The following is a 367-nucleotide window of genomic DNA, read 5'->3' as shown; positions in this document are numbered from 1 at the left end:
CGGGGCCGAGCGCGACGGCGAGCAGCGCGGTGTGCTCGCGGTCGGCGTCGGTGTGCACCCAGAGCGTGCCGGGGACGCTGCCGAAGCGGGCGGCCGCGCTGAGCGCCCCGCCGGGCCCGCCGATCACCCGGTCCCGCGTGCCGCGGTGCAGGTCGACCAGCTCCAGGGCGCGCTCCCCGCGGCGGCCGATGCGCAGCACGACCCGTCGTCCGTCGGCCGACACCGCCTGGACGACGGCAGCCTGCCCGGACCCGAGCACGGTGGAGGAGCCGTCCCGCACGTCGACCAGGCAGGCGGTGCCGTCGCCCGGTTCGGCGCCGCGCGGGGTCGCGTCGGACAGCACGGTGACGCCCAGCGACCGCCCGCT

General features: G+C 79.6%; 1 pseudogene. It reads right to left on the bottom strand.

Annotated features, from left to right (window positions below):
* Window positions 1-367: pseudogene (locus tag GTW08_RS03925) on the bottom strand (hypothetical protein); the annotation flags it as partial.

This window comes from Pseudonocardia sp. SID8383 (assembly GCF_009864975.1).
Taxonomy (GTDB): Bacteria; Actinomycetota; Actinomycetes; order Mycobacteriales; family Pseudonocardiaceae; genus Pseudonocardia; species Pseudonocardia alni.
Note: the sequence above shows the minus strand (reverse complement) of the source record. Positions and strands in the feature narration are given on the sequence as shown.